The sequence below is a fragment of the Nocardioides sp. genome (genome assembly GCF_031397825.1).
GTDB lineage: Bacteria > Actinomycetota > Actinomycetes > Propionibacteriales > Nocardioidaceae > Nocardioides.
In genome coordinates this window covers 1-23,975 of sequence record NZ_JANNML010000015.1, presented here as the reverse complement: position 1 = coordinate 23,975, position 23,975 = coordinate 1, and the positions used below count along the sequence as shown (strand labels likewise).

20 protein-coding genes and 1 tRNA gene are annotated in these 23,975 nt (G+C 72.4%); 7 read left to right on the top strand and 14 right to left on the bottom strand.

What is annotated here, in order from left to right:
* The first annotated feature begins 32 nt into the window (after positions 1-32).
* On the top strand, positions 33-857 hold the full coding sequence (locus RMN98_RS00795; RefSeq protein WP_397208481.1) for a rhomboid family intramembrane serine protease: 825 nt from the start codon (positions 33-35) through the stop codon (positions 855-857).
* A 236-nt stretch (positions 858-1,093) separates the two neighbouring features.
* Here RMN98_RS00795 and RMN98_RS00790 read toward each other — a convergent pair whose 3' ends face one another.
* Entirely contained in the window at positions 1,094-1,555 is a 462-nt protein-coding gene (locus RMN98_RS00790; RefSeq protein WP_309646896.1) for a cell division protein CrgA, read from the bottom strand.
* 65 nt (positions 1,556-1,620) lie between these two features.
* Here RMN98_RS00790 and RMN98_RS00785 point away from each other — a divergent pair, with 65 nt between their 5' ends.
* Positions 1,621-2,550: a DUF881 domain-containing protein gene (locus tag RMN98_RS00785; RefSeq protein WP_309646895.1), complete on the top strand. Its 930-nt coding sequence runs from the start codon at positions 1,621-1,623 to the stop codon at positions 2,548-2,550.
* A gap of 197 nt (positions 2,551-2,747) precedes the next feature.
* On the opposite strand, the gene pknB is transcribed toward RMN98_RS00785, so the two are convergent.
* From pknB to RMN98_RS00750, 7 genes are read right to left on the bottom strand one after another with little or no spacing between them, the layout of a single operon-like run.
* Positions 2,748-4,601, bottom strand: coding sequence for a Stk1 family PASTA domain-containing Ser/Thr kinase (pknB, locus tag RMN98_RS00780; RefSeq protein ID WP_309646894.1), 1,854 nt, complete (start codon positions 4,599-4,601; stop codon positions 2,748-2,750).
* Positions 4,598-6,220, bottom strand: coding sequence for a serine/threonine-protein kinase (locus RMN98_RS00775; RefSeq protein ID WP_309646893.1), 1,623 nt, complete (start codon positions 6,218-6,220; stop codon positions 4,598-4,600). Before RMN98_RS00775 ends, pknB begins: the two co-directional genes overlap by 4 nt.
* Complete coding sequence (locus tag RMN98_RS00770; RefSeq protein WP_309646892.1) at positions 6,213-7,682, bottom strand: penicillin-binding protein 2; 1,470 nt, start codon at positions 7,680-7,682, stop codon at positions 6,213-6,215. The genes RMN98_RS00775 and RMN98_RS00770 overlap by 8 nt, the downstream gene beginning before the upstream one ends.
* Positions 7,679-9,067 (bottom strand): FtsW/RodA/SpoVE family cell cycle protein, encoded by a 1,389-nt coding sequence (locus tag RMN98_RS00765; RefSeq protein WP_309646891.1) that lies wholly within the window; start codon positions 9,065-9,067, stop codon positions 7,679-7,681. Before RMN98_RS00765 ends, RMN98_RS00770 begins: the two co-directional genes overlap by 4 nt.
* Before the next feature lies 1 nt (position 9,068).
* Positions 9,069-10,367 carry a protein phosphatase 2C domain-containing protein gene (locus tag RMN98_RS00760; protein WP_309646890.1) on the bottom strand — a complete coding sequence of 433 codons (1,299 nt, stop codon included), beginning with the start codon at positions 10,365-10,367 and terminating at the stop codon, positions 9,069-9,071.
* Complete coding sequence (locus RMN98_RS00755; protein WP_309646889.1) at positions 10,364-10,846, bottom strand: FHA domain-containing protein; 483 nt, start codon at positions 10,844-10,846, stop codon at positions 10,364-10,366. Before RMN98_RS00755 ends, RMN98_RS00760 begins: the two co-directional genes overlap by 4 nt.
* Positions 10,839-11,552, bottom strand: a complete 714-nt coding sequence (locus RMN98_RS00750; protein WP_309646888.1) for a DUF3662 and FHA domain-containing protein — start codon at positions 11,550-11,552, stop codon at positions 10,839-10,841. Before RMN98_RS00750 ends, RMN98_RS00755 begins: the two co-directional genes overlap by 8 nt.
* 144 nt (positions 11,553-11,696) lie before the next feature.
* Here RMN98_RS00750 and RMN98_RS00745 point away from each other — a divergent pair.
* Both RMN98_RS00745 and RMN98_RS00740 read left to right on the top strand, forming a co-directional pair.
* Positions 11,697-11,779, top strand: a tRNA-Leu gene (locus RMN98_RS00745).
* Positions 11,780-11,932: 153 nt separating this feature from the next.
* Positions 11,933-13,408: a glutamine synthetase family protein gene (locus RMN98_RS00740; RefSeq protein ID WP_309646887.1), complete on the top strand. Its 1,476-nt coding sequence runs from the start codon at positions 11,933-11,935 to the stop codon at positions 13,406-13,408.
* Positions 13,409-13,614: 206 nt separating this feature from the next.
* On the opposite strand, the gene RMN98_RS00735 is transcribed toward RMN98_RS00740, so the two are convergent.
* The 6 genes from RMN98_RS00735 to RMN98_RS00710 form a co-directional block, all read right to left on the bottom strand.
* Positions 13,615-14,160, bottom strand: a complete 546-nt coding sequence (locus tag RMN98_RS00735) for a hypothetical protein (protein ID WP_309646886.1) — start codon at positions 14,158-14,160, stop codon at positions 13,615-13,617.
* A gap of 206 nt (positions 14,161-14,366) precedes the next feature.
* Complete coding sequence (locus RMN98_RS00730) at positions 14,367-15,503, bottom strand: FAD-dependent oxidoreductase (protein WP_309646885.1); 1,137 nt, start codon at positions 15,501-15,503, stop codon at positions 14,367-14,369.
* Positions 15,500-16,375, bottom strand: coding sequence for a DUF1295 domain-containing protein (locus RMN98_RS00725; protein ID WP_309646884.1), 876 nt, complete (start codon positions 16,373-16,375; stop codon positions 15,500-15,502). Before RMN98_RS00725 ends, RMN98_RS00730 begins: the two co-directional genes overlap by 4 nt.
* A gap of 63 nt (positions 16,376-16,438) precedes the next feature.
* Positions 16,439-17,866 carry a DUF1116 domain-containing protein gene (locus RMN98_RS00720; protein WP_309646883.1) on the bottom strand — a complete coding sequence of 476 codons (1,428 nt, stop codon included), beginning with the start codon at positions 17,864-17,866 and terminating at the stop codon, positions 16,439-16,441.
* Positions 17,863-19,380, bottom strand: a complete 1,518-nt coding sequence (locus RMN98_RS00715) for an FdrA family protein (RefSeq protein ID WP_309646882.1) — start codon at positions 19,378-19,380, stop codon at positions 17,863-17,865. The genes RMN98_RS00720 and RMN98_RS00715 overlap by 4 nt, the downstream gene beginning before the upstream one ends.
* Entirely contained in the window at positions 19,377-20,240 is an 864-nt protein-coding gene (locus RMN98_RS00710) for a DUF2877 domain-containing protein (RefSeq protein ID WP_309646881.1), read from the bottom strand. The genes RMN98_RS00715 and RMN98_RS00710 overlap by 4 nt, the downstream gene beginning before the upstream one ends.
* 209 nt (positions 20,241-20,449) lie before the next feature.
* Between RMN98_RS00710 and RMN98_RS00705 the strand changes: the two genes are divergently transcribed.
* The 3 genes from RMN98_RS00705 to RMN98_RS00695 all read left to right on the top strand — a co-directional run.
* A complete protein-coding gene (locus RMN98_RS00705; protein ID WP_309646880.1) occupies positions 20,450-22,093 on the top strand; it encodes a PucR family transcriptional regulator ligand-binding domain-containing protein in 1,644 nt (547 codons plus the stop codon).
* A gap of 158 nt (positions 22,094-22,251) precedes the next feature.
* The gene (locus RMN98_RS00700) at positions 22,252-23,625 is read left to right on the top strand and encodes a solute carrier family 23 protein (RefSeq protein WP_309646879.1); all 1,374 of its coding nucleotides are present in this window, start codon (positions 22,252-22,254) and stop codon (positions 23,623-23,625) included.
* Positions 23,622-23,975 (top strand): FAD binding domain-containing protein (locus tag RMN98_RS00695; protein WP_309646878.1); only part of this gene is annotated, 354 nt, incomplete at its 3' end. The genes RMN98_RS00700 and RMN98_RS00695, both read left to right, overlap by 4 nt.

The following is a 23,975-nucleotide window of genomic DNA, read 5'->3' as shown; positions in this document are numbered from 1 at the left end:
AGCGCTGCGACAAGGTCATCTGCCCTGACTGCATGCGCTCGGCCTCGGTGGGCTTCCAGTGCCCCGGCTGCGTCGCCGAGGGTGCCAGGACCACCCGCGCCGGCCGCACGGCGTACGGCGGGCTGCGGCCCAGCAACCCCGGCGCCACCACGATCGCCCTCATCGGCATCAACGCCTTCGTGTGGGTCCTGGTCGTGGCGACCGGCTGGAAGAGCAGCGAGCTGATCCAGCGCCTCGCGCTGAGCCCGCTCGGCACCTGCTTCACCTCCGACGGCAGCGGCTACTTCCCCGGTGCGACCGAGGCGATGTGCCGCACGGCCGCCACCCGCTACGTGCCCGGGGTGGCCGACGGCTCCTACTGGCAGCTGGTCACCAGCATGTTCGCGCACGTCGAGATCTGGCACATCGCGTTCAACATGCTCGCGCTCTACGCCTTCGGTCCCCAGCTCGAGCTGGCGCTGGGCCGCGCGCGCTTCCTCGCGCTCTACCTGCTCTCCGGCCTGTCGGGCTCGGCGTTCGTCTACTGGCTCTCGGCGGAGTACAGCGCCACGCTCGGTGCCTCCGGCGCGATCTTCGGCCTGATGGGCGCGCTGCTCGTCGTGGCCTACAAGGTCGGCGGCAACGTGCAGTCGCTGCTGACCTGGATCGGCATCAACGTCCTCATCACCGTCCTGGGCAGCTCGTTCATCTCCTGGCAGGGCCACCTCGGCGGCTTCGTCGGTGGCGTCGCCATCACCGCCGCGCTGGTCTACGCGCCGCGCGAGCGCCGCACCCAGGTGCAGGTGGCCGCCCTGGTGCTCATCGGGTTGGCCATCGCCCTCGCGATCGTCGCCCGCACGCTGGTCCTCACTACCTGAGCACCCGCCGCACCCCGCCGCACCCCGCCGCACCCCGCCGCGCCCTCCGTCGTACGACGGCAGGGCCGGTTGTCCACACCTGTGCACTCACCTGTGGAGAGAACAACACCGGTGTAACTCATCCACACCTGTGGACTTACCTGTGGAGAACTCCGACCGGGGGCTGTGGAGAAGCAGCGACGCCCGGCCCCACGGGGGGACCGGGCGTCGCGGACGTCAGGGGTGGGGCCGGAGCCTCACTCCCAACGCGTGGCGAAGGTGAAGCCGATCGCCATGAAGCCGATGCCGACGAAGAGGTTCTTCTGGCCGAGGTCGTTGAAGACCCAGAAGCTCGACGGGTCGTCGCTGATCACGTAGAACGTGCAGATCCACAGCAGGCCCAGGATGAAGCAGCCGAGCATGCCGACCACGACGCCGCGGCCGCGACCCATCGGGGTGGAGGGGTGGGCAGAGATCGCCAGGCCGAGGAAGAACGCGCCGAAGCCGATCAGGTAGTTCCAGTCCATGAGGTCGGCCATGAACGTCGGGTCGCCGGCGGCGGGGGCCGGGAAGGCGAGCGGGTCGACACGGACCACGGCGTAGTAGTAGACGATCCAGGCGATGCCCAGGACGGCGAGGAGCAACGCGATGACCGTGCGCACGGTGGCGACGGGCTTCCTCGGCTCGGCGAACGGATCCTTGGCCTTGAGCTTGGACACGGTTTTGCTCCTCGTAGCAGTCCACCGTGGCGACTCGTCACGGATCGCGGGCTACCTTAGTCGCCATGACGTCCGGTTCCCACGTGAGGCCCGCTGGCGCGGCTCCGGGGGAGCCGCGCTCCGAGGGCCTGCGTGCTGAGGGCGAGCACCACGAGGAGTACGCCGAGCAGCAGGCGCGCGCGGACGCCGACGCCGATGTCGTCGGCCGGGACCTCGTCGGCCGGGACCTCGTCGGCCGGGCCCCGGAGCACCCCCACTCCGCCCGCCCCCGGGCCAAGCGCGGCGCCTGGCGGATCGGCACGCCCCTGGTGGTCCTCCTGAGTGGCGCCCTGTTCACGATCAGCGCCTACAACTCCGAGGGCACCGACCTGCGCCCGGGCCGCTACACCGACCTCGCGGCGCTGGTGCAGAACGAGGCCGACCAGTACGACGACCTCAAGAGCCGCCTCGACGAGCTCACCGCCGAGGTCGAGCTGCTCGCCGCCGACGTCGACGACCGCGCGGTCAACAAGTTCCAGGAGCGCATCGAGGAGCTCGAGGACCCCGCCGGCCTGACCCCGCGCCAGGGCCCGGGCATCTCGGTCACGCTCTCGGACGCCTCCGAGGACGTCATTAACTCCACCAGCCGCGACCCCAACCTGCTCGTCGTGCACCAGCAGGACATCCAGGCGGTGGTCAACGCCATGTGGCGCGGCGGCGCGACGGCGGTGACGATCCAGGGCCAGCGGATCGTCACCACGACGGGCATCAAGTGCCACGGCAACGCGGTGCTGCTCCAGGGCGTGCCCTACGCCCAGCCCTACGTCATCGAGGCGGTCGGCGACCCCGAGCAGCTCGAGGACACCGTGCGCAACGACGCCGACGTCGCCTACTACCTCGCGCGCGCCGAGATCCCCGACATCTCGGTCGGCTGGGACTTCGAGGTCGAGGACGACGTCGAGGCGCCGGCCTACGACGGGCTGCTCAGCCGCAGCTACGCCGAGCCGCTGCGCTGACGGCTGTTGCTCGGGTCGTGTGCCGGAGGCAGCGGCAGGGCGCGTTCTGCGGCACACGACTGATGAGCGGCCGTGCTGGTCCCTCGGGTCGTGTGCCGCAGGCAGCGGCTGAGCGCGCTCTGCGGCACACGACCCGCACCAGCGCCGCGCTCCACGTGCAGCGATCACCGGCCAGCCGGTGATCTCGCCACTCCCGACTAGGGTTCTGTGCTCCGCAGCGCGCCCAGCACCCCGGGACCCGAGCGACTGGGGATGTCGGTGGGCAGCGGGGGCTCGGTGGTGGGGATGTCGGTGGGCGTGGGGGTCGGGGTGGGGGTCGGGGTCGGCTCGACGAAGGTCGAGACGAAGATGATGATCTCGGCGCCCTGGTCGGCGGTGTCACCCGAGCCGGGGAACTGGTCGGTGACCACGCCGGCCGGCTCGGTCGAGGCCTCGTCCGGGCGGACCACCGGCGAGAAGCCAGCGGCTCGGATCTTCTCCTCGGCGACGTCCTGCATGTCGCCGATGACGCCGGGGATGCGCTCGGGACCGTCGGAGTAGAACACGGTGACGACGCTGTCGACCGGCACCTCGGAGCCCACGGCCGGTGAGGTCTCGAGCACCTGGTTCTTGTCCTCGTCGGAGTCGCGTTCCTCGACGACGACCTTCAGTCCCGCGGCACGGATCTGGTCGGCCGCCGCCCCGCGCAGCTGCCCGACGACCGAGGGGACGACGACCATCGGCTTGCCCGAGGAGACCAGCAGGTCGATCGAGGTGCCGGGGTCGACGTACTGGTCGCGGTTGGGGTCCTGGCTGATGACGTGGTTCTCGCGGACCGAGTCGTTGTCCTCATAGCTGATGTCCCCGACGGTCAGGCCGGCGTCACCGATGGCCTGGCGGGCGGCGTCGAGGCTCTCCCCGACGACGCTGGGCACCTGGTTCTGCTCGGGCGGGCTCTCGAACATCGCGGGCAGCACGAAGTAGGCGGCTGCGACGATGAGCCCGAGGATCAGCACGCCGAGCGTCACGAGCAGACCCGTACGCCGACGCGGGTCGTCGTCGGCCGCCACCGGCATCGGTGGGCGGGGGGCGGTCGCGGCGGGCGTGGCCATGACCCCCGTGGCGGCAGTCGACGCACCGACGACGCCGGCGAGCGGCGGCACGACCGGCACGACACGCGTGGCCTCGGTGCCGGGGGGCACGACGGCCTGGACCGGGCGGCCGGAGAGGTAGCGCTCGATGTCGGCGCGCATCTCGGCCGCCGACTGGTAGCGCTCCTCGAGCCTCTTGGCCAGCGACTTCATGACGATCGCGTCGATCTCCGGCGGCAGGTCCGTGTCGTGGTCGGACGGCGGGGCGGCCGGCTCGCGGACGTGCTGGTAGGCCACGGCGACCGGGCTGTCGCCGACGAACGGCGGGCGCCCGGTGAGCAGCTCGTAGAGCAGGCAGCCGGTGGAGTAGACGTCCGAGCGGGAGTCGACGGTCTCGCCGCGGGCCTGCTCGGGGGAGAGGTACTGCGCGGTGCCCACGACGGCCGCGGTCTGGGTCATGGTCGAGGAGGCGTCGCTGATCGCCCGGGCGATGCCGAAGTCCATGACCTTGACGTCACCGCTCGGCGTCAGCATGACGTTGCCGGGCTTGATGTCACGGTGGATGATCCCGGCGCGGTGGCTGTAGTCGAGCGCGGCCAGCACGCCGCTGGTGATCTCGAGGGCCCGCTCGGGCAGGATCTTGCGGCCCTCGCGCAGGATGTCGCGCAGCGTGCGGCCGGCGACGTGCTCCATCACGATGTAGGGCTGGGCGACCCCGGAGCCGTCGGTCGAGGGCTCCTCCCCGGTGTCGTAGACCGCCACGATCGAGGGGTGGTTGAGCGACGCCGACGACTGCGCCTCGCGCCGGAAGCGGGCCTGGAACGTCGCGTCGCTGGCGAGGTCGGTGCGCAGGCGCTTGACGGCGACCACCCGGCCGAGGCGCTGGTCGGTGCCCTTGCGGACCTCCGCCATGCCACCGCGGCCGAGCAGCTCGCCGAGCTCGTAACGGCCGCCGATGAGGACGGGACCTGAGGTGCTCACTGCGCGGGTGCTCCTTCGGTCGTCGAGTCGGTGGGCTGGGCGGCGGGCGGAGCACCGGCCGTGCTGCCCTGGGCCGCGGAGGGCGACGTGCCGGCCGCGGGCGCGCTGGAGGCGGGCGGGGTCGTCTCCGCCGGGGGCGTCGTCTCGGTCGGCACCTCGGTGGGGACCTCGGTCGGCTCCAGGCTGGGCTCCTCGGAAGGCGTCTCCGACGGCGTCTCGCTCGGCTCCTCCGACGGCGTCGGCTCCTCCGAGGGCTCCTCGGTCGGCTCCTCCTCGGGCGCATCGCCCCAGTAGGTCACCTCGACGAGGTCGCCCACCCGCAGCCGGCCGGACGGGTCCACCCCGTCCACCAGCCCGGGTGTCTCGTCGCCACCGTTGTCGAGCTCGACGGTGTCGACGCGCAGGCCGCGCTCGGTGAGCTCGTCGACCACGGCGTCGACGGGTCGGTCGACGTAGTCGCTCTCGTCGATCACCACCCGCTCGCCGTTGGACGAGGTCGGGGGCGTCGGCTCCTCGGTGTCGTCGCCGCCGGTCAGCACCGCGAAGGCACCGGCCGCCAGCAGCAGCAGCAGCAGGACCACCAGGACCGCCACCCACGGCGAGCGTCGTGCTGAGGAGGCCGGCGGCGGCACCGGGGTCGACACCGGGGTGGACATCGTGGAGGGACCGGGGTCGACGGGGGGCACCCCCATCACCTGGGTGCTCTGCGTGTCGACCGGGGGCACCGGCGCCGCGACCGGGGCGACCACCTGGGTCGCCTCGGCGGACGACGGGTCACGCAGGGCCGCAGCGAAGGCTGCCGCGTCGGGATAGCGCTCGGCGGGCTCCTTCGCCAGGGACCGTCGTACGACGGCGGCGAGGTCGGCGGGCACGTCGTCGGGCAGCTCGGGCACCGGCTGCTGGAGGTGGGCCAGGGCGGTGGCGATGGGGGACTCGGCCTCGAAGGGGCGCCGGCCGACCAGGCACTCGAAGGCCACGCAGCCCAGCGAGTAGACGTCGGAGGCGGTGGTCGCGGGGTTGCCGCGGGCCTGCTCGGGCGAGAGGTACTGCGGGGTGCCCATCACCTGGCCGGTCTGGGTGATGCCCACCCCGTCGGCGGCACGGGCGATGCCGAAGTCGGTGATCTTGATCTGCCGGTCGGGCGTCACCAGCAGGTTGGCGGGCTTGATGTCGCGGTGCACGATGCCGGCCGCGTGGGCCACCGCGACGGCGTCGGCGGCCTGGGCGAGCAGGTCGCGGGCGACCTCGGGGTCCAGGGGTCGACCGCCGCTGAGCAGGTCGGAGAGCGGCTTGCCGTCGACGAGCTCCATCACCAGGAAGGGCCGCGGCTGGCCGGAGCCGTCGGCGGCACCGGCCTCTCCGAAGTCGTAGACGCCGGCGACGCCGTGGTGGTGCAGCGCGGCGGCGTGACGGGCCTCGGTCTCGAAGCGGGAGCGGAAGGTCGCGTCGTCGGCGAACTCGTGCTTGAGCAGCTTGACCGCGACCTCGCGGCCCAGGGTCGTGTCGGTGGCTCGCCAGACCTCGCCCATGCCGCCGGTGGCGATGCGGGAGTCGAGGCGGTAGCGGCGGCCGTCGTCGGCGAACCGCTCGGGCTGCACGGGACCGGTCTCGTCAGTCATTGATGATCGCCTCCATCACGGCCTTGGCGATCGGGCCGCCGAGCTGGCCACCGGCGATCTCGCCGCGCGGGATGTCGGCGGACTCGATCATCACCGCCACCGCGACCTGGGGGTCGTCGGCCGGCGCGAAGGAGACGAACCACGCGTAGGGCGGCACGTCGTCGATGCCGCTCTGGGCGGTGCCGGTCTTGCCGGCGACGCTGATCCCGGGGATCGCGGCGGGGCTGGCCGTGCCGTTGTCGACGGTGGAGACCAGCAGCTGCGTGAGGTCGGCCGCGGTCGAGGAGGAGATGGCCTGGGACAGGTCGCTGTCCTCGGTCTTCTCCAGGACGTCGTACTCCGCCGACTGGACCTCGTCGACGATGTAGGGCCGCTTGACGACGCCGTTGTTGGCGACCGCGCCGACGACCATCGCCATCTGCAGCGGGGTGGAGCGCACCTCGAACTGGCCGATGCCGGACTGGCCGGTCTCGGGCGGGTTCATGTCCTCGGGGAAGACCGACTCGGCCTGGGGCCGCAGGTCCTCGAGGTAGGTGGAGTTGAAGCCGAAGGCCTCGGCCTGCTTGAGCATCGCCTCGGCGCCGAGCTCGTTGGCGAGCGCGGCGAAGGTGGTGTTGCAGGAGTTCTCCATGGCCTGCGCGAAAGGGATCCGGTCGGTGCCGCAGTCGCGGCCCTCGTTGTCGATGACCCCGCTCTCGGCGGAGGTCTGCGGCAGGCGGTAGGTCGAGCCGCCGGGCACCTCGGAGCTCGCGGTGTAGTTGCCGCTCTCGATGGCGGCCGCGGCCGTGACGATCTTGAACGTCGAGCCCGGGGGCAGCGTCTTGGCGATCGCGCGGTTGACCAGCGGCTCGGAGGGGTCCTCGTCGAGCCGCTCGTAGGTCGAGGTGACCTCGTCGAGGTCGTGGGAGGCGAGCTTGTTGGGGTCGTAGGTCGGCAGCGACACCATCGCGAGGATCTTGCCGGTCGCGGGGTCAAGAGCCACGACGGAGCCCTCGACGTCGCCGGGCAGGGCGTCGAGGCCCTCGTAGGCGGCGTCCTGAGCGTCGGGGTCGAGCGTCAGCTGGACGCTGCCGCCCTTGTTGGGGTCGTTGCTCAGCAGGTCGACGAGCTTGGTGACGAACAGGCGCGGGTCCTCACCGGAGAGCACCTCGTTCTGGGTCTGCTCGATGGCGGTCTGGCTGAAGAAGGAGAAGTAGCCCGTGACGGGGGCGTACTTGAACGGGATCGGGTAGGTCCGCTGGAACTCGTAGCGGTCGTCGCTCGGGACGCTCTCGGCGATCGGCTCGCGACCGACCAGGATCGCGCCCCGCTCGCGGGAGTAGGCGGCCTCGATGACCCGGCGGTTGCGCGGGTCGTTGTCGAGGGAGTCGGCGCGCCAGAACTGCAGGTAGGTGGCGTTGAGCATCAGCGCGACGAAGAGCAGCAGGCAGAACATCGAGATCGTGCGGATCGGCTTGTTCACAGCTTGATCACCTGGGTGTTCATCTCGTCGGGCTCCTCGTCCTGCCCGGACAGGTCCGGGATCGGTCGTCGGGCCTGGTCGGAGATGCGCAGCAGGAGCGCGATGATCACCCAGTTGGCGACCAGGGAGGAGCCTCCGTAGGACAGGAAGGGGGTGGTCAGACCGGTGAGCGGGATCAGGCGGGTGACACCGCCGATGACCACGAACACCTGGAGGGCGACGACGCTCGCCAGTCCGACGGCGACGAGCTTGCCGAAGCCGTCACGGGAGATCAGGGCGGCGCGCAGCGCGCGCTCGACGATGAGGCCGTAGATCAGCAGGACCGCGATGACGCCGGTCAGCCCGAGCTCCTCGCCGATGGCGCCCATGATGAAGTCGGACTCGGCATAGCTGATCCGGGTCGGGTCGCCCTCGCCGAAGCCGCGCCCGATGAGCCCGCCCCAGGCCATGCCGAACATGGTCTCGACGATCTGGTCGCTGAAGGGCGGCGTCGGGTTGTTGTAGTACTTGAACGGGTGCAGCCAGATGTCCACGCGATCCTGGACGTGGCCGAAGGCGCGCCACGCGAAGAGGGCCCCGCTGAGGAACAGCGCCGAGCCGACCACGAGCCAGCCGGGTCGCTCGGTGGCGACGTAGAGCATCACCAGGAACAGTCCGAAGAACAGCAGGCTGGAGCCGAGGTCCTTCTGGAACACCAGGATGCCGAGGCTGACCAGCCACATGGCGAGGATCGGGCCGAGGTCGCGGCCGCGGGGCAGGTCGACGAAGACGACGCGGCGTCCGGCCAGGGCCAGGGCGTCGCGGTGCAGGACGAGGTAGCCGGCGAAGGCGACCACCAGCAGCACCTTGGCGACCTCGCCGGGCTGGAAGCTGAAGGGACCGACGCCGATCCAGATCTTGGCGCCGTTGATGGTCTTGCCCACCCCGGGCACGAGCGGCAGGAGCAGCAGCAGGATCGCGCTCAGGCCGAAGGTGTAGGTGAAGCGGGTCAGGACGCGGTGGTCGCGCAGGACGACCAGGGCGCCGATGAACAGGAGCACGCCGAGGGTCATCCAGGTGAGCTGCTGGCGCGCGAAGGTGGTGCCGTCGGTGAGGTCGAGGCGGTGGATGACCGCGAGGCCGAGCCCGTTGAGCGCGGCGACGAGCGGTAGCAGCACCGGGTCGGCGTAGGGCGCCACGAAGCGGACCGCGACGTGCGCGGCGACGACCAGCCCGGTCAGCCAGCCGCCATAGCTGACGATGTCGACCGGGACGCTGCCCTCGACGCCGATGCCGACGGCGGCGTAGGCACCCACGCCGACCGCGAGCGCCAGGACGAGCAGGAAGAGCTCGGCGCCCCGGCGACGCCGGTGCACGAAGCCCATCAGGGCGGAGGTCTGGGACATCTCAGCCGGCCTCGTCGGTCGGGGACATCTCGGTGGCCAGGCTCTGGACCGTCTCCTGTGCGGCATCGAGGTCGGCGACCTCGATGCCGTCGCGCACGCGACCGGCGTCGTAGTCGGAGAGGCGCTCGATCTCGACGTCGCTGGTCATGTAGAGCGAGCTGAGCGAGACGCCGGGCAGGTCGGTGTTGATGCCGCGGTAGATGACGACGCTGCCGTCCTGCTCGCCGACGAAGTACTGGTCCTGGGTCCAGGACCACGCGGCCGCGACACCGACCCACACCACACCCACGACGATCGCGAGCACCAGGACCCGCTTGAGCCACTGGAAGCGCGCGGGCGGCCGGGGGGCGTAGCGGGCGGTCTCGGGGTCGATCGGGTCGGCCGGGATCGCGTGGACGCCCTCGGGGATCTCGGCCTCGATCGGGTCGAGCTCGCCGGTGTCGCCGGAGCGGTGGCCGCGGAAGAGGCTGCCCTTGGCGCCGCGCGGCGTGCGGCGCCGCAGCTCGGCCGCAGCGCCCACGAGCAGCGGCTCGAGGCCGGCGATCTCGGGGTCGGCCAGCGCCGCCTCCTCGGTGACGACGTCGGCCACGATGCAGGTGACGTTGTCGGAGCTGCCGGCCTCGAGGCTGGCACGCACCAGCTCGACGGCGGCGAAGTCGGGGCTGCCCATGTTGAGGATGTCGGCGAGCCGGCCGTCGTCGAGGACTCCGCAGGCGCCGTCGCTGCACAGGAACACCCGGTCGCCGTCGACGAGCTCGATCATGAAGAGGTCGGGCTCGGCCTCGTGCATCCCGTCGAGGGCCTTGAGGATGAGGTTGCGGTGCGGGTGGACCCGCGACTCCTCCTCGGTGATGCGGCCCTCGTCGATGAGCGACTGGACGAAGGTGTGGTCCTTGGTGAGCTGGGAGAGCTCGCCGTCGCGGAAGAGGTAGGCGCGGCTGTCGCCCACGTGGCCCAGCCCGATGCGGGAGCCGTCGAAGAGTGCGACGGTCGCGGTGGTGCTGGTGCCGTTGAGGGCGGGGTCGGCGTCGACGAGCCGGCCGATGCGCACGTGGGCCTCGTGCAGCGCGTCGGTGACCCGGTCGAGCAACCCCGAGCCGGTGTCGTCGGCCGGCGGGTCGTCGAGCTCGCGCAGCTGCTGGATGGCGGTGCTGGAGGCGATGTCGCCACGAGCCGCGCCGCCCACGCCGTCGCAGACGCTGAGCAGCCAGGGGCCGGCGTAGCCGGAGTCCTGGTTGTCCTTGCGGACCCGACCGACGTCGGAGATCGCGGAGTAGTGGAGCCGGAGCGGGGAGCTCACTTGCGCAGCTCCAGGATCGTCTTGCCGATCCTCACCTGCGTGCCGAGGGTGATCGTGGTCGGCTGGGTGATGCGGACGGTGCCGATGTAGGTGCCGTTGGTGGACCCGAGGTCCTCGACGAACCACTGGTCACCGGAGGCCGCGATGCGGGCGTGGCGGGTGGAGACGTAGTCGTCCTCGAGCCGGATCGCCGCGTCGGTGCCGCGTCCGATCAGGATCGGGGCGTCCTCCAGGGCTGCCACGGCACCCTCGCTGGTGCCGGCCGTCACGACCACCTGGGTCGGCGAGCCGCGACGCTTGGCCGGGGCCTTCTGCTTGGGCTGCTTGCCGGCCTTGCCGTCCCGGCCCGCGGCTCGAGCGGTCTCGGGGACCCGGGCGCCGAACATGTCGGATCGGATCACCGAGATCGCGGAGAGCACGAAGATCCAGAGGATCGCCAGGTAGGCGACCCGGATGAGGAAGAGGGTCAGCTCAGACATCGGCATCGTCCCTGACCACGCGGACCGTCATCGTCGTGTTGCCCACCTTCACTCGCGAACCGTTGCGCAGCGTGGCTCGTGGGACCTTGCGGTCGTCCACCAGCATGCCGTTGGTCGAGCCGAGGTCCTGGACCTCCACCATCAGGTCGTCCCCGTGACCGGTGACGAGGAACTCCACGTGGCGCCGGCTGACGCCGGGGTCGTTGATGCGTACGTCGGCCTCGGTGCCGCGACCGATGACCAGCCCGGGCGCGTGCAGCGGGTGCTGCGTGCCGTTGACGTCCAGCAGCGCGTGGGCCCGGCGTACCTGGGTGTGGGAGGCGTTGCCCGTCACCTTGGCCTGCGCGGAGCTGCGGATCCGGAAGCGGCCCGTCGTCAGGTCGTCGGCCGGCTCGAAGCCGAGCTGGACCGGGCCGGTGAAGACGTAGCCCTGGGCGTCGGCGTGCTGCTGCAGCTGGTCGACGAGCTCCTGGGCCATCGCGCCCTCGTAGGTCGCGAGGCGGTCGAGGTCGGTCTGGGACAGCTCGACGTGGAAGTCGTTGGGGACCAGTCGGCGGTCGCGGGAGAGGATCTGGGCGTTGTTGTCACACTCGCGCTGCAGGGCAGCGGCGATCTCCACCGGCTGCACCGCCGAGCGGAAGGCCCGCGCGAACGCACCGGAGATCATCTGCTCGAGCCGTTGCTCGAAGCGTTGCAGTCCTCCCACGTCGCCTCCTTCCGCAGACATGACGACCACCCCGACACCGAGGCGGGGTCTGAGGATCGTATCGGGGTGCGGGGTCAGACTCGTGCACCCTCCGGCCCGGTTTGGGACCTGGTCGAGGGCTGGGATAGCCTTGCCCGGCTACATGCGCGAGTGGCGGAACGGCAGACGCGCTGGCTTCAGGTGCCAGTGTCCGAAAGGGCGTGGGGGTTCAAATCCCCCCTCGCGCACAGAACAGTGGGGAAACCCCACCACGAAGGCCATGGGCTCCTCCGGGGTCCATGGCCTTCACTGTTCCCGGCGTAGCCACGACTCCGGCGCGATGCCGGCCGGTCGACGCAGACCTGCCGGCTCGCGGTGCGATCACTGATAGAACCTTGCCCGTGACCATCGACGTTCTCGAACCCCACCCGATCGTGCGTCTGCTCGAGAAGCCAGCGGCAGACTTCACCGCCAGCGACCTGGTGCGGGCCGTGGAGCAGCTGGAGCTGCGCCAGGTGAACCTGCGCTACCTCGGAGGCGATGGGCGTCTCAAGACGATCGCGTTCCCGATCAACTCACGCGAACACCTGATCGAGGTCCTCACCAGGGGTGAGCGCGTCGATGGCTCCAGCGTCTTCGAAGGGACCGAGGCCGCGGCCAGCGACGTCTACATCGTGCCGCGTCACCGCACGGCCTTCCTGAACCCGTTCGGGGAGAGACCTTCGCTCGACGTCCTCTGCTCCTTCTACGGCGAGGATGGCGAGCCGTTGCCCTACGCGGGCGAGCAGGTCCTCCGGCGCGCTGCCGAGGCGCTCACCGAGGAGACCGGGATGGTCCTCGAGGCCTTCGGAGAGCTCGAGTACTACCTCGTCGACGACGTCGAACGGATCTACCCGGTCGAAGAGGAGCACGGCTACCAGGAGTCTGCGCCCTTCTCCAAGGGACAGCAGGTGCGTGAGCAGGTGCTGGGCCACCTCAACGCGATGGGCGTGAAGCTCAAGTACGCCCACGGCGAGGTCGGCAACATCCGCCAGGACGACCGACAGCTGGTGCAGCACGAGATCGAGTTCTGGCCCGTCGCGGCGCTCGAGGCCGCGGACGCGCTGGTCCTGGCGAAGTGGGTGGTCCGCGAGGTCGCCTACGCCCATGGCCTGGAGGTGACCTTCGCCCCCTCGGTCAGCAGCGCCGGAGCCGGCAGTGGGCTGCACATCCACAGCAGGCTGGTGCACGACGGCAGCAACGCGATCGTCGACGATGAGGGAATCAACGACACAGGTCGGCGATTGATCGCCGGCTACCTGTCGGCGGCCAAGGCCCTGACTGCCTTCGGCAACACCGTGCCGACCTCCTACCTCCGCTTCGCCGACGGCGGGGAGTCGCCTGAGGGAATCTGCTGGGGGGACACCGACCGCACGGGACTGGTCCGCGTGCCGCTCGCCTGGGGAGGAGACGTGCTGCCCGGCATGATCACCCACGCCAACCCGGGCAGCCCCACCGCGAGCGCCGAGCCGGGCACCCACCCTCAGACGGTGGAGCTGCGGCTGGCCGACGGCTCGGCTGACGTCCATCTGCTCCTGGCTGGCATGGCCGTAGCGGCGCGCCGTGGACTGCGCGACCCCGACAGCCTGGAGCTCACCGAGCGCCTCAGCGCCGACGACCACGACAGCTTCGACCAGCTGCCGACCTCCTGCTCCGAGTCAGCCGACGCCCTCGAGGGTCAACGGGAGTGGTTCGAGGCCGAGGGCATCTTTCCTCGTGAGCTGATCGACGCGGTGCTCGAGCGACTGCGCACCCGCGACGCTGCCTTGGCGAAGAAGTGGGCCAAGGACGACGAGGCTCGCGCGGAGATGGTCCGGCGCTACTGGCACGTCGGCTGACCCGGGAAAGCTGCCCGCCGTGTCACCACCTGTCCGACATTCGTGCCGCAGGCGACAGGAGCCGGTGACGTCGGTGTGCAACGCCGGCCACACGAGGGCGAGCCCAGCACCCATGACTCCGGGCACCGCCAGCAACAGTCCTGGGCGTGCGAAGACCCAGCAACGGGTCCCCCGTGCGGGCTGCCGCCCGCAACGGCTGGAGGTCGTCAGCCGCCGAAGACGGCGGTGGGCAGCAGGTCGCCCATGAGCTCGGCGCCGACGGTCCACGTGTCACTGGCCAGGTCCCCGACGACCGTGGCGTCGGCGGGGTCGTAGCTGCAGTCACCCTCGCCGAGGTCGACCTCGCCCTCGCCGTCAGCGAAGCTCACCGCGACGTAGGTCCCGGTGTCGGAGAGCAGGCACAGCGAGCCGCCGGAGCCGTCCTCGAGCGTGGAGTAGTCGACGAACACCAGCGGGGTGGTGTCGTCGAGGCCGGCGGCGGCGTTGGCCTCCTCGGTGGTCGTCGGCTCGACGTCGTCCTGGGTGTTGAGCACGGTGAAGAGGTCCGAGACCTGCGTGAGCGCCGCGGCGAAGCGGTCGTCCGCGGCGGTCTCGGTCGGCTCGTCGGTCGGCTCGTCGGTCGGCTCCTCGGTCGGCGTGTCGGCGGACTCGGTGCTCTCGGTGGCGGCGGTGGGCTCGTCGTCGGAGCCCGAGCAGGCGGTGAGGCTGGCGAGGGCGGCGACGGTGGCCACGATGAGGGCGATGCGCTTCATGGGAGCTCCTGGGTTCGTGCGCGAGGTGCGCGGGCGCGAGATGCGTCGGTCGGTCTCGAAGATCCCCGAGAAGCTCCGCGGAGAGCCTGGCACACCTGGACCCGTTTCCCGGGGAGGGTCCGGGCGAGGACCCGACCGCGGGCGGTGACCTGTGGGGGATGCGGGTGGCGGGGGACCTCCTGATGCTCACCCCCAGCCGGCCGGCCTCAGTCGCGTCGTACGCCGCCGTAGATCCCGCGCCGCACGATGAGCGGCTGGAGCACGCTGCGGATCGTCCAGGCGGGGAAGCGGAAGGCCTGGCCGGAGGGGGCGAAGACCTGGAGGCCGTCGGGCTGGAAGCCGAGCACCGAGCCCCAGCGCCGACCGGGCGCGCGGTAGGTCCTCAGGGGTCGACCGGCGAGGTGAGCACGGATGTTGGCGGCCACGAGCTTGTCGGCCCGGTTGCGGGCCGAGGAGCGCAGCGGGTCGGTGGCGGCGACGTCGCCGAGGGCGAAGACGCCGGAGTGACCGGGGACCGCGAGGTCGGGGTCGACGCGCACGAAGCCGCGCTCGTCGAGCAGGTCGCCCGGCAGCCAGGCTGTGTTGGGGGTGACCCGGCCGATCGCCCAGAGCACCGCGTCGGCGGACGTGGGCGGCTGGCCGGTGCTCCAGGCGACGGGCGCGTCGGTGATCGCGTCGCAGGCGAAGCCGTCGGGTACGACGGCGCGGTGGCCGGGTCGGAGCGTGACCCCGAGACGGGTGAGCCGGTCGGCGACGGTGCGCCAGACCCGGTGGTGGTGCTGGGGGAGCGCGCGCTCGCCGGGGAAGTGGAGCGCGACCTGCTTGTCCGGCCAGGTCAGCGCGAGGTTGGCGGCGCTGCTGACCGCTGCTGCACCGCCACCGATGACGACCACGGACGCGGCTGCCGCGAGCCTCTCGTGCGCCGCGCGCAGGTCCGCGTCGACGTCGGCGGTGCCCTGGAGGTCGGGCCGGCGCCAGAAGCCGTTGGTGACGCCGGTCGAGATCACCAGGACGTCGTAGGGCTCCGTGCTCGCCGCGCCCGAGGCCGTCGTCAGCCGGACCTCGCGTGCTGCGACGTCGAGGCCGGTCAGGGTGGCGTGGACCCGGCGTACGGGATCGAGGCGGCGGTAGCGGTCGAAGCCGATCCGGTAGTCGCGCGCCCAGGCGTCGGGCCGGGCGAGTCGCATCCCGAGCTCCTGGCCGCTGACCAGCTCGGGCTTGCTCGAGATGCCGACGACGTCGACCTCGTCACGGTGGCGGGCGAGGTGGATGGCGGTCAGCAGGCCGGAGTCGCCGAGGCCGGCGACGACGACGCGGGCCCGGTCGGTGGCGGCCCGCGTCACGTCGTACGACGTGCCGGTCGCGGCACGAAGCGGGGGACGCGGTCGATGACGTCCTGGTAGGCCGGGCGCCGCTCGAGGCTGCGCTCCTCCATCATCGGGATGCTCGCGCCCAGGAGCAGCGCGAGCATCGCGAGGGCACCGACGAAGAGCCACCACGCGTCACCGGGCGATGCGGCGACGCCGAAGAGCGCGAGGGCGACCCAGAAGCCCCACTCGCCGAAGTAGTTGGGGTGGCGCGACCACGCCCAGAGGCCCTGGTCCAGGGCCTGGCCTGGCCGGCGGGTGCGGGCGAAGCGATACATCTGCAGGTCGGCGACGAAGGTGAGCAGCACGGCCCCGAGCCCCACGACGACCGCGACCGCGTCGAGCCAGCCGACGGCGTTGCCGGGACGCGTCACGGCGACGTAGGCCGGCAGGCAGCCGAGGAACACCTGGATCGTGGGCACCAGGTGGATGCCGCCGAGGTCGGCGAGCACCTCGGCCTTGCCGGCGCGCTCCCGGAGCAGGGGGTAGCGCCAGTCCTCGTGGTGCAGGCCGGGGAACGCGTAGATCCAGTTGCCGGTCAGCCGCACCGCCCAGACGACGACCACGAGCATCACCAGGGCGGCGCGGGTGTCGTCGGCCTCGGGGCTCTGGCTCCACCACCAGCCGATGAGCAGCGGCGGCACGACCGACCAGTAGGCGTCGTAGAAGCTGGAGTTGTGGTGCAGGCGACTGGCGCCGAAGATCACCAGCGTCGCCAGCAGGTCCGCGACCAGGCCGTCCCACAGCAGCGAGCCGGTGCTCGGCCCGAGCGCGAGCCAGGCGACGGCGACGGCGAGGGCGGCGACGTAGGCCAGGGCGACGCGGGTCAGGGACGCGGACTTGCTCATGGGTCCTGACGCTAGTGACTCCAGACGCCCGTCACAGCCGAATCCCGAGGACCGGTGACGAGATCAGCCGGCCGCCCGTGCCGTCGTACGACGCGCGAGCTCGGCGAGGGCGGCCGGGAAGATCTCCGCGGGTGGGGTGACCAAGCCGGCGCCGACCTGGCCCACGCCCGCGACGCGGCCGGCCATGCCGGTGTTGATCTGGGGAAGGATGCCGGTGCGGCACACGGCGCTGACGTCGATGCCGGTCGGGGCACCGGCGAACTCCAGCACCGGGATCGACCAACGCGGGTTCTCCGCGAGCGTGATCTCGCGCATCCGTCGGGTGGTCGCCAGCGCGTCGGGCACGCTGCCGCCCACGAGGCGCACGATCGCGGGGGCGGTGGCCATGGCGAAGCCGCCGATGCCGGCGGTCTCGGTGATGGCGGAGTCGCCGATGTCGGGGTTGGCGTCCTCGGGGCCGTAGTCACCGAGGAAGAGCCCCTCGGCGACCTGGGCGGGCCCGGTGAACCAGGTGTCGCCGGTGCCGGCGACCTGGATGCCGAACTCGGTGCCGTTACGCGCCATCGCCACGACCATGGTGGAGCCCTCGGTGCCGCGGGCGGCGTCGAGCGCGAGCTTGCAGGCGGGCATCGCCAGGTTGAGGAAGAAGTGGTCGTTGCCGCCGACGAAGCGCAGCACCTGGGCCACGTCGCCGGGCATCGTGCCGGACTCGGCCATCGCGGGGGCGAGGTCGCGCAGCAGCATCAGCGTGCCGGCGCGGTTGCGGTTGTGCGCCTCGTCGCCCATCTGCAGCATCTGGGTGAGGATCCCCGTGACGTCGACGGGCCCGGTGGCGCGCACCGCCTGGGCGAGCAGCGGCCCGAGCACGGCCGACATCCAGCGCAGCCGCTCGAGCACGTCGGGTCCGTAGGCGCCGTAGCGCAGGACCTTGCCGAGCCCCTCGTTGAGCGAGCAGTAGGTGCGGCGCCCGGTGGCGGGGTCCTCGAGGACCCACATCCACATCGAGGGGGAGACGACGCCGGCCATGGGGCCGACGGTGCTGTGGTGGTGGCAGGGGTCCAGCGAGACCGACGAGCCCGCCTCGAAGAGGGCGGCGGCGTCCTCGGGGTCGGTCACGAGGCCCTCGAGCGCGGCGGCACCCATGAGTGCGCCACGCAGGGGCCCGGAGGCGGCGTCCCACCTGATCGGCGGTCCGGCGTGGAGGAACTGTCCCTGCTCGAGGCCGAGGACCTCCGAGGCGGGGGCGACGTCGACCAGGACGGCCTGCACGTCGAGCATCGCTGCGACGGCGCGGGCGTTGGCCTCGCGTCGCAGCGGGTCGGTCGCCAGGACCGCGAGGTCGGCGGCGGTGCCGTCCATCGGTGGACGCCAGTCGACGCGGGTCACGCCGACGGCCTGCTCGGCCACGGCGTCGCCGAAGAGGTCGACACCGACGGCGGCGACGCCACCGGGAGCGGTCGTGGGCAGCGGGGCGGGGGTGGGAGCGGTCATCGGGGGCCTCCGGTGAGGGCGACGGCCCGGCGCGTGGCCCGGGCGTTGGACAGGTGGACCTCGGCGCCGGCCTCGGCCAGCGTGGCGGCCTGGCGCGAGAGGTGCTGCGGGTCGAGCTCGGTGCCGACGCAGGCGATCACGACGGGCAGGTCGCGACCGGCGGCGCGAGCGGTCGCGATCGCGTCACGTACGGCGGGAGCCAGGGCCCCGGCCGGGTCCGGCTCGGCGCCGTGACCGAGCACGACGTCCATCAGCAGGCAGGCGGTCGTGGGGTCGGCGGCGGCGCGGGCGAGGTGCTCGAGGCGCAGCGTGGGGTCGATCATCGGGTGGGCGCGACCGGCTGTGAGGCTGTCGTCGCCGAAGTCGACCATCGTGTGGGCGTCGGCGCGCAGGGAACCGTCGAGCGCCAGCTCGGGCGAGAGCGGGATGTTGCTGCGCACGGGGCCGAGGTCGTGCGCGGCCACGAGCATCGCCTCGTCGCACAGGGTGCCGCCGACGAAGAGCCCCCGCAGGAAGCCGCTGGTGCCGGGGGTGCCCGCGCCGGTCGCCCCCCACGTCGGCCAGGTCGGCACGTCGTGGCCGAGCGCGCCCAGCACGGCCTCCGCGGCCTCGGTCAGGTCGGGCTGGCCGTCGCCGAGCAGCGCGAAGTGCACGGGCGTCGCCAGGGTCGCGGCGAGCGCGCGCAGGTCGGCGGCCACCTCGGGGGCGGGTGGCTTGGAGACCACGACCACCAGCTCCACGGCCGGGTCTGCGTCGAGTCGCTGGAGGGCCGTGCGCGTCGAGCGCCCGGCGACCACGCTGCCGAGGTCGCGCCCGCCGACGCCGAGCGCGGCGGCGACGCCTACGCCCGCAGCCTCGAGCAGGCACATGAGTTGCTGGCAGCCCGTGCCCGAGGCGGCCACGATGCCGACCGGGCCCGATGCGGTGGTGTTGGCGAAGCCGAGGCCGACGCCGCCGACCACGGCGGTGCCGCAGTCGGGGCCCATGACCAGCAGTCCCCGGGCGGTGGCGAGGTCCTTGAGCGCGACCTCCTGCTCCACGGGCACGTTGTCGCTGAAGATCATCACGTCACGATCGGCGTCCAGCGCGTCGACGGCCTCGACCAGCGCGTGCTGGCCCGGCACCGAGACCAGCGCGAGGTCGGCGCCGCCCTCGGCGAGCGCGCGGCCCGTCGTACGGGCGGGGGCGAGCTCGGCGCTGCCCTCGCGGCGTCGCGTCGACGCGGCGAGCGCTGCGCCGACGGCCGCGAGCGCGCCCGGCAGGGCGTCCTCGTCGTCCAGCATCAGCGCGACGACCATGTCGTTGGTCGTGGTCGGCGGCAGCTCGAAGCCCATCTGCTCGAGCACCTCGAGGTTGAGGGGGGTGGCCATGGCGACCTGGGCGCGGGAGACGCCGGGGGCGCCGGCGACGTCCTTGCTGACCTGCAGGAGTGTCACCGAGTCGGCGTAGGCGCCGGGGCGGACCTCGACGTGCTGGTGCGTGGCTCCAGGGGAGGTGGGGGGCGGGCTGGTCATCGCAGGGTGCTCCTTGTCGCGAGGTGGCGCAGGGCCACGGCGGTGCCGAGCAGCAGCCCGGCCCCGGAGGTGTGGCCGACGCGGACCAGGGCGGTCGCGGCGGCGGTGGTGCGGGGGTCGTCGGGGTCGCCGGGGTCGGCCGCCCCGGGGGAGTCGAGGTGCCGCAGCAGCTCGGCGAACTGCGGCAGCACGTCGCCGCGCGCGGCACAGCCGAGCAGCGTGGCGGAGAGGGCCGTGGTGCGCTCGGGTGCCAGCGTCAGGACCGCGGCGGTCAGCGCGGGGGCGCGCACCGCGGCCGAGACCAGCGTCGCGAGGGCCCCGCAGAGCACGTCATCGCCCACCGGGGTCAGGCCGGAGCCGCGACCCAGCAGCAGGGTGGCCGCGTCCGGGTCGCCGTCGGCGAGGAGCACGAGGGACTCGGGGGGCAGCTCGTCGACCACGGCCCGCAGCACCGGGGCGGCGGTCGGGTCGACCGGGTCGGGCGAGCCGAGGGCCCGGGCGAGCAGGTGCCGCGCCGCATCGGCGTCGCGACCGGGACGTCGCGGCACGCCGGCGTCCACGACCCGTGTCACGACGACCCGGGTGTCGTCGAGGTCGAGGTGGCCACCGCCGACCAGGGCGCGGCGCGCGGAGGTGAGGGGCGCCGGCAGCACCGGCAGGGTCGTGCGCAGGCCGCACGGCACCGCGGTGGCCGCGGTGGAGAGGACGCCGAGGACGCGGTCGCCGAGGTCGACATAGACCGCATCGGGGCCCCGGTGGACGACGGGCACCTCCCGCACCGGTCCGCCGAGGCCGGCCACGACCCACGCGGGACTCGAGGCGACCACGCGGTCGCGGGCGGCGGGCTGCGGGGGAGTCATGCGTCCTCTCGGGCAGTCGCGGGAAGGGTGCCGGGCCTCCGGGCCCGGGGTCTCGACGCTAGCGCCGGGCCGGGCCTGGGGCCGATGGCAGGTCTTGCCAAGCCTGGCGCCCCAGGGGGCCAACAACTGATAGCGCCAGACGCCGCTCGTTGGGCTAGCGTGTCGGGCTCGGAGTGTCGTGGGAGACACGGGGAGAGGGTGGCTCGGCGGTGATCAGTCCCGGGTACGGCGTGAGCGTGCGCGACCTCTGCGAGCTCGAGGGCATGCGGGGGGCGATCGTGCTCGCGGGCCGGCGCGGGCTCGACCGGATGGTCAGCGGGGTCAACGTCATGGAGGTCCCCGACATCGTCGACTGGGTCAAGCCCCAGGAGCTCCTGGTGACGACCGGCTTCCCCCTCGCGACCGGTGACGACCCGGGCTCCTCGACCCTGGTCCGGTTGGTGCGCGACCTGCATGGACGCGACGTGGCGGGCCTGGGCATCAAGCTGGGGCGCTACCTCGACAGGATCGACACCGACGTGCTGGCCGTCGCCGACGAGCTGGACTTCCCGATCATCGCGCTGCCGATGGCGCTGGGCTTCGACGACCTGCTGCGCCAGACCTTCAGCCGGCTCAACGAGCTCGCCACCGGGGTCCTGGAGCGCATCGACGCGCTGCACCGTGCCCTCACCCTGCTCGTGCTGGAGGGCGGCGACCTCGACCAGATCGCCGCAGAGGTGGCCCGCGTGCTCGACGTGGGGATCCTCATCACCTCCACCGACGGCCGCGAGCGGGCCGCCGCGCTGTCGGAGCCGATGCGCGAGGCGCTGGTCGAGGCCGAGCTGATGGTGCCCGGGGGCCGCTTCCGCGTCGAGCGCGCCAGCACCCGCCCCGCCGCGCTGGCCGACGGCGAGGTCTGCCTGCAGCCGATCGCGGCCGGCGGCTCCGACCTCGCCCGGCTCGTGTGCGTCAGCCCGCACCGGGCGCTGACCCGCGACGACGTGGTGGCGCTGGAGCGCGCGGCGACCGTGGCGGCGCTGCTGGTGACCCGGCAGGAGGCGGTCGCGGCCGTCGAGAACAAGTACCGCGGCGACTTCCTGCGCGACGTCTTCCTGGGCCGCGCCGGCGACCGCACCTACGTCGTGGAGCACGCCGCCAGCCTCGGCTGGGACCTGGAGGGTCCCCTGGTGGTGCTCTCGGCCGAGCTGGACCCCGCGACGTCCGAGGAGCCGCCGGTGACCGGGCGGCTGCGGCGTACGTGGCAGGAGCGCTTCGCGACCGCCTGGCGTCAGGTGTGCGACGGACAGCGGCCCTCGATCGCCACCGTGGACTTCACCGCGGAGGTGGTGGCGCTCCTGCCCGTGCCCGACGGCGAGGTGGACGCCGCGGTCGCGCGGCTGGTCGCAGCGGTGCGCGGTGACCGGGGCGGCGGGCGGCGACCCTTCTCCGTGGGCGTGAGCCGCCTGGTGAGCACGCCCGAGCAGCTGCCGGAGGCCTACCTGCAGGCGCGTCGGGCCACCGAGGTCGGCCGGAGGGTGGGCGGCGGTGGTGGGACCACGCGCTTCGACGAGCTCGGGGTGCACCGGCTGATCGCGCTGGTGCCCGACCCGGCCGAGGTGCGCTCCTTCGCCACCGACGTCCTGCGCGAGCTCGCCCAGGACACCGAGGAGGCCGCCGACCTGCGCACCACCCTGCAGATCCTGCTCGACACCAACCTCAACGTGGCCGAGGCGGCGCGCCAGCAGTTCTTCCACTACAACACGATGCGCTACCGGGTGAGCAAGCTCGAGCGGATCCTGGGGCCCTTCACCACCGACCCGCACCTGCGCCTCGACGTCGCGGTCGCGCTGCAGGTGCTGGCGATGCGGGCCTGACCGGTCCGCCTCCGGGGTCCGCCCCGCAAGGTCTGCCCTGCAAGGTCTGCCAGGTCAGGGCCGCCTCGCTTGGCACAAGGTGCCGGTGCTGGCACGTGATGCAGAACACTAGCGTCGGCCGGACCGGCAAGTCCGAACCCGAACCCGAGGAGCCCAAGATGTCGATGTTCAAGTGGGAGGTCGTCCACGGCGGCAAGACCCCGCCCCCCGGGGAGGCCGTCGGCCCGATGCAACGGCTCAGCTGGCCGCGCACCGTGGGACTGGGTGCCCAGCACGTCGTCGCCATGTTCGGCGCGACCTTCGTCTTCCCGCTGGTCATGGGGCTCGACCCCAACCTGGCGATCCTCTTCTCGGGGATCTGCACGATCCTGTTCCTGCTGATCGTCAAGAACAAGGTGCCCAGCTACCTCGGGACGAGCGCCTCCTTCGTGGCAGGCGTCGCGGCGATCCGCCTCCAGGGCGGCGACTCCGCCGACGTCACGGGCGCGATCATGGTCGCCGGTCTGGTGCTCGCCGCGGTCGGCGTGCTGGTCCACGTCGCCGGAGCCGGCTGGCTCAAGGCGATCCTGCCGCCCGCCGTCACCGGCGCGGTCGTGATGTTGATCGGGTTCAACCTCGCGCCCGTCGTCGCCGGCATCTACTGGCCCCAGGACCAGTGGATCGCGCTCGCGACCGCGACCTTCATGGTCGCCGCCGCCGTGCTCCTGCCGGGCTTCTTCTCGCGCATCGCGGTCGCCCTCGCGCTGGTCTTCGGCTACCTACTCTCGTGGTTCTCCGACGCCGTCTTCGGCCCGATCACCTCGGTCCTGGGCGGCGCCACCGAGGCGACGACCCACGACCGCGTCAACTGGAGCAGCGTCGGCGCCGCCGACTGGGTCGGCTTCCCCAGCGGCACGCTCGCCGACGGCGTCTCGGTCGTGCACGGCCCGAGCTTCTCGCTCACCTTCGTGCTGCTCGTGCTGCCCGGCGTCCTCGCCCTCATCGCCGAGAACACCGGCCACGTGCGCGCGGTCGGAGAGATGACCGGCGAGGACCTCGACCCCTACATGGGGCGCGCCATCGCCGGTGACGGCCTGGCCACCGCCTTCGCCAGCGCCTTCGGCGGCTCGCCCACCACGACGTACGCCGAGAACATCGGCGTCATGTCGGCCACCCGCATCTACTCCACGGCCGCCTACTACGTCGCGGCCCTGGTCGCGATCCTGCTCGGCCTGAGCCCCAAGTTCGGTGCGATCGTCAACGCGATCCCCGGTGGCGTGCTCGGCGGCATCACCGTGGTGCTCTACGGGATGATCGGGCTCATCGGCGCCAAGATCTGGGTGGACAACGGCGTCGACTTCGGCAACCCCGTCAACCTGGTCGGCCTCTCCGCGGGCATCATCGCCGGCATCGGGGGTGTCACCATGGTGATCACCGACGACTTCGAGCTCGGCGGCATCGCGCTGGGCACGATCCTGGTCATCGCCTACTTCCACATGGTCAAGGGGCGCCGCGAGAGCCTCGGGGCCGGAGAGGTCACCAAGGTCCTGTGAAGCCCGCCCCCTTCGCCTACACCCGGCCCACCACCCTCGAGGAGGCGGTGACGAGCCTGGCCGCCGACCCGCACGCCAAGGTGCTGGCGGGAGGTCAGAGCCTCGTGCCGCTGCTCTCGATGCGCCTCGCGGCGCCCAGCTCGCTGGTCGACCTCAACGGCCTGAGCGACCTGGCCTACGTGCGCACGGACGACGAAGGGGTGCGGGTCGGGGCCCTGGCCCGGCACGCGGCGGTCGAGGCCGACCAGGAGGCCCGCCGGGTGCAGCCGCTGATCTCGCTGGCGTGGGGGGGGGTGGGGGGCCCCCCCAACCCCCCCCCCCCCCCCCCCCCCCCCCCCCCGGGGCACCCC